At 45.5% G+C, this 5,392-nt stretch carries 4 protein-coding genes; 2 read left to right on the top strand and 2 right to left on the bottom strand.

The genetic code is table 11. From position 1 onward, the window contains the following. Window positions 1–462: 462 nt before the first annotated feature. Window positions 463–1,404 carry a hypothetical protein gene (locus AC06MN_RS06185; RefSeq protein WP_475671481.1) on the top strand — a complete coding sequence of 314 codons (942 nt, stop codon included), beginning with the start codon at window positions 463–465 and terminating at the stop codon, window positions 1,402–1,404. A 199-nt stretch (window positions 1,405–1,603) separates the two neighbouring features. Here the strand turns inward: AC06MN_RS06185 and AC06MN_RS06190 are convergent, their stop codons facing one another. Together AC06MN_RS06190 and AC06MN_RS06195 are read right to left on the bottom strand one after the other, a co-directional pair. Beyond that, on the bottom strand, window positions 1,604–2,245 hold the full coding sequence (locus tag AC06MN_RS06190) for a nucleotidyl transferase AbiEii/AbiGii toxin family protein (protein WP_475671482.1): 642 nt from the start codon (window positions 2,243–2,245) through the stop codon (window positions 1,604–1,606). Continuing rightward, window positions 2,238–2,795 (bottom strand): helix-turn-helix transcriptional regulator, encoded by a 558-nt coding sequence (locus tag AC06MN_RS06195; RefSeq protein WP_475671483.1) that lies wholly within the window; start codon window positions 2,793–2,795, stop codon window positions 2,238–2,240. Before AC06MN_RS06195 ends, AC06MN_RS06190 begins: the two co-directional genes overlap by 8 nt. A 935-nt stretch (window positions 2,796–3,730) precedes the next feature. On the opposite strand from AC06MN_RS06195, the gene AC06MN_RS06200 reads away from it, so the two are divergent. Then, window positions 3,731–5,005: an ATP-binding protein gene (locus AC06MN_RS06200; protein WP_475671484.1), complete on the top strand. Its 1,275-nt coding sequence runs from the start codon at window positions 3,731–3,733 to the stop codon at window positions 5,003–5,005. The last annotated feature ends 387 nt before the right edge of the window (window positions 5,006–5,392 follow it).

Raw genomic sequence — 5,392 nt, forward strand, 5'->3', positions numbered from 1 at the left:
GGATGTCTTTCAGCCGAGCACGCTCCTGAACCGGCATCATCCGAACCTGTCGCACGATCTCTTCTGCTGTAATGTAGTCGCTCATTTCCTTCGCTTTTCTGTCTTTAACGCCTAATTCAGTCTTTTATTATACTAGAGCCATTTATTTTAATATCATTCAAAAACCATGTCAGCATTTTCGCAGCATTTGCTGACAGAAAACGGTCCTTTTTCCCCACTCATGGAAGCTGTCGAGAATAAACGCAAGTCCAAAGGCAAGCGGCTCACAGCCTCCGGTCGGAAGGCAGTTCCTCTAGGGTGACGCTACACTGACGCTACGGTGGCACTACACCAACTCTACCTCAGCTCTACCTATCGGGTAGAGAATCGGTAGAGAAAAGGTAGAGCGACCCATGAAGATCAGCAGAGGAACCTTAGCGGACTGCGACGGCCTTGAATCATATTTATTAACCAGCCGGTATTATGGAGCTCCGTCGGCGGCTCTTTATAAACAAAAGAGTTTCAGGGAGAAAAAAGAAGATGGCACAGCTTGATGGCCAATTCAAAAAAATGTCTGGCTCACTTGGCCAGCTAACCTTCAGACGCGTTGGCACCAAGACGTATGTCAGCGAAAAAGTAACCTCAACCACCAACACCCGCACTTCGGCGCAGCAGAAGCACCGCATGAAGTGGCCCAACCTCATCATCACAGGCAAATGGGTGTGCAAGTTCCTCCGTGGTGCCTTCGAGGACAAACCCGAAGGTGCGAGCGACTACAACATGTTCGTCAAGACGAACTTTGCCGCCAGCAAAGTCTATCTGACGAAGAGCGAAGTCGGTGCCAAGGCTTGCGTGGCAGCACCTTACCAGATCACGACGGGCACGCTGGAGAGCATCGTGCTCACCGGCGAAGCAGGTGCCTCGGTCACCGACATCACCCTTGGCCGTCTCGACATCACGGCCGACACCACCGTCAGGGTGTTCAGCAACGCCGTTGTAACCAACAACGTTGATTACAACTACGGCGACCAGATTTCGTTCATCTGGGTGGAACAGCTGGTGGACCCCATCACGGGTTATCCGCGCTGCAAGTTCCACGGCGAGTATGTGGTGCTCGACAAGACCAGCGAGGTGACCTTGCGCAGTCTTGTGTCGGAAACAGGTTTCTCAGTGATGAGCGGCAACTTGGCTTGCAGCCTCGGCGACAGTTTCCAAGGCGCCTACGCCTGGGTCCACTCGCGCAAGGGCGAAGGACACACTCTCGTCTCCTCTCAAGTGCTCGTCGTGAAAAACACACTCTACGACGAGTACAGCACCGAGGAAGCCTACCAGCGTGCCGTGGCCACCTACGGCGGTGAAAGCGACAGTTTCCTCACGCCTGAAGACCAACAGTCCCCTAACCTGCGACGCGGCGGCGACGTGTAAAGGTGAGGCAACGCACGGCCATGCGTTGAGAAAGACAAAATGGCCAAAACAATCAGTCCCGGCACCGCAAGGTGCTGGGACTGATTGTTTATTTATTGTTTTTGTCTGGACCTACAAGTAAATAAGTGCCTAAAAATTTCAGCACGCCACTTGCAAAAATCTTCATGACACAGTATAGTTATACTGTATGAAACACTTATCATTTAAGTTTTGTCAGCAAAAATCCCCTGGTTTCCTCGTTAGAAACATCTTCCACTGGCTCCAGTTGGCAAAAATTACTGTCCGGATCAAAATGATTGGAAAGCAACATCATTACAATGTTTTTCGTTTTCAACTTATGACCTGAATATTTTATGGCTTGGTCAATGCCTTCATCCAACGAATAGCCCGCTTTCACAATGGAATAGACATCATAATAATCCCTTTGTTTCATCCTCCGAAGCATCACTTCAAGTTTCATGGCCAAGATCGAAGAAACATCAGCAATGTGAATGTTGCCCATGTATGGAATGCGTTCATTTACAGGAGTGTAATTATTACTGACATAGAATGAAATTTTGACATTATGCACTATAAAGAGAACCCGGTCAAAGCCAAGAATATCAATCTTTTCCACCTCTCCCACTTTTTCCTGCAACTCTTCCTTTATTGCGGGCCAGTCGACTTCGGGCTTTTCGTTTTTCGAGATTCGCCACATCATGAAATCAAGGTCTTCGCTTTTCCTGTGGCCCAATTGTATGGCTAAGGCGGTGCCTCCGCACAACGTATAGTCCTTGATGCAGTTCAATGAGGCCACTCTCTCGATGATAGCTTCAATATTGTCTGTCAACCCTTTACGCATTGCCAATGATTTTATTGAAATATTGTGTTTCTTTCCTTTTCAGATACGATTCGGGGTGTTGGATGCCGAAATAATACATGGCTATCATGACATTAAGGTCGAAAAGATAATCACCCTGAATGACGAGCCTGTTTTGCCAGACTTTCTTGATGAAAGCAGCCGGATATAATTCAAAAAGCTTGTCAATGTCGCACAAATCAAGATGAATAAGGCATTTTTCCACCAAGTCTTCGTCCGACAGCATTTCGTATCTCACATCTTGATAAGACCAAAACGCATGTTCTTCAACAAGCTGCGCAAACAAGCTTCGCTTGACATCATCTTTATACTTTTGGATTTTCCACAGGTTCTGAATTTCCAACAGTTTTCCTTCCTGAAGACAAAGCAGTTTTTCCATCTTCAAAGCAACTGGAACACTCAACTCCCTTTGGTTCAATATGATGAAACTCAGCTGTTGCCTTGATATGCCGATTTTCCGTGCAGCTTCCGACTGGCTGACACCTTTATCCTTCAACAAGTTGGCAATATATTGTCCGACATTAATATTCATTTGAAATATTTTGCGGCAAAAATACAAAATGTCAACGAATTTGTTGACAAAAATATTGAATATTTGAAATTATGGCAATTATATGCTTTTTGTGCCATAATGGTTTTATCTCACATCGATAATACTGTTTGGGGACTATATACCTGGTGGCACAAAAAGCATTTGCAACTTTCCTTCCACTGACCAAAATTGCTTCCATTGACAAAAACACAAAAAGCCATGCCTGAAAAGCAACATGTTTGGTTTTGCCGCAAGAGCATCGGAGATGCGGAACCCGATTACCACCGATTAGGTAGAATCGGACAGGAAAGAAAAAGGCATCTATATACATTTAGACCCAAACATTGGACGTAGAGCGGAAATCAGAGAACACTCGACAAAGTCAGAGAATACGCGAAGCGGATTCCTTATTAACTACGTTGAAATGTAAATTCGGCGTAGCCAATCTTCGATTTCGCTAAATTCGCAAAATTCGCAAAATTCGCGGTCGAAAAAAACATCGTGGTTACAAATTGGATTACAATGTCCTTGCCTGCCGGACGTTGAGAAAGGACCGCGAATCGGGCGAATATGGCGAATTTGGCCTTACTGAAGCAAGTCCTTGCCTGACGGACGCAGATAAGATAAACCTCTATGGGTCAAAAAGTATATTATTGCCTAGTTTTTTATAGGTCAAAAAGTATATAATTGCCAATATAAATGTGCAAAATCGTGATGGAAAATCAAGCATAAAAGTTCTTCGCAGCAAGGATGGTGTGGCGTGCTCGTGGTGCCAATAGGATGTCTGAAACCTTGACGCGGCAAATGAGACTCGAACTTGTGAAAAGTTTCCGAGTAAAATAGTGAAAAGTTTCCGAATAAAATAGTGAAAAGTTTCCGAATATTATGCGTGCCATATCATTTTTTTAGTATTTTTGCGGTGATTTTTTTGAAATATGGAATACAAACATCGTATAGCAGACTTGCAGTTGGAGCAAAGGCTTCAGGCAAAGGGAGCTGTCTTGATAGAAGGACCTAAATGGTGTGGGAAGACCACGACTGCCAAGCAGCTGGCAAAAAGCATATTGGATTTGGGCGATAGCGTAACGTTGGCTGCTGCAGAGGATGACTTGCAGTTCTATCCGCATAGGCTGCTGCAAGGAGGCACACCCCGTTTGATTGACGAGTGGCAGACAATTCCAGTGTTGTGGGATATGGTGCGCTCGGAAGTGGACAGGCGTGAACCTTTCGGTCAGTTTATTCTCACGGGTAGCAGCGTTCCTGTTGAACAGGATAAACTTCGTCATAGTGGCACGGGCAGGATTGGCAGAATCATGATGCGTCCGATGAGTCTTTGGGAATCGGGCGAATCGACGGGAAGTATCAGTCTTGGGGATATTTTTGAGGGGAAATCCATTGAACCGCAAGAGAACAAGCTGCAGCTGGAAGATGTTGCTTTCCTGCTATGTCGAGGAGGTTGGCCACGCGCCACACTGCTTAAAGGCAATCTGGCATTGGGTGAAGCACGGGATTATTTCGAGGCAATATATAAGGTTGATATTCATCGTGTTGACAAAGTGCGTCGTAGCAGCGAACGTACACGTCTGCTTCTGCGGTCTTATGCTCGTAATCAAGGGTGTGCCATAAGTTATTGCAAAATGAAAGATGACATTCTTCAGAATGATAATCAGTCTATTAGTGATGAAACGATTGCCGACTATGTTGATGCGCTTCGAAAACTGTTTGTGATTGAAGACATGCCGGCATGGAACCCGAATATCTGTAGTAAGTCGGCCATTCAGAATTCGGCAACACGCTATTTCATCGACCCAAGCATTGCGACATCGGCATTGTCGGTCGGCCCTAAGGACTTGATAAACGACCTGCGTTCGTTTGGTTTCTTCTTCGAATCGATGGCAGTGCGCGATTTGCGTACCTATGCAGATGCGTTGGATGGCGAACTCTTTCATTATCGCGATTCCACGGGTCTGGAGTGCGATGCCGTTCTGCATCGTCGTGACGGGACATACGGTCTAATTGAAATCAAACTCGGTGGGGCTGCCAATATTGAAAAAGGAATTGCTACTTTGAATGAGTTGGAATCCAAGATAGACAAGACAAAAATGAAAGCGCCGGCGTTCAAAATGGTGCTTACGGCAGTAGGAACTAATGCGGGGAAACGGATTAGCGATGGCGTGTTTGTGGTGCCAATAGGATGCCTGAAACCTTGACGCGGCAAATGAGACTCATACTCGTGAAAAGTTTCCGAATGAAATAACCTTTCAAGTTTCAGCTTCTCTGGAAAATATGCTGAAATGTTCATTTTTTTGGCAACAATATACAATTTGACCTTTTTATAACCAAAACATTCAAAACCTACAAGACCTTTGTTCGTCAGGTTCTGAATCTCGCAACCGCTCGATTCATACCATGCTGAGCATCGGAGATGCGGAACCCGAAAAACAAATGCCTTCCGAACGCAGATAAGGAGAACCACTTTAAGTTTGCAGCGTGAATTCGTACAAGGTTATTTCCTACCTTTGTTGTATGAAGGAGGGACTAACTTCCAGAGGACAATCCATTAGAACCACAAGGCCAAGAGCCTATAATTCGTTTGG

This window comes from Candidatus Limimorpha sp., from assembly GCF_056203535.1.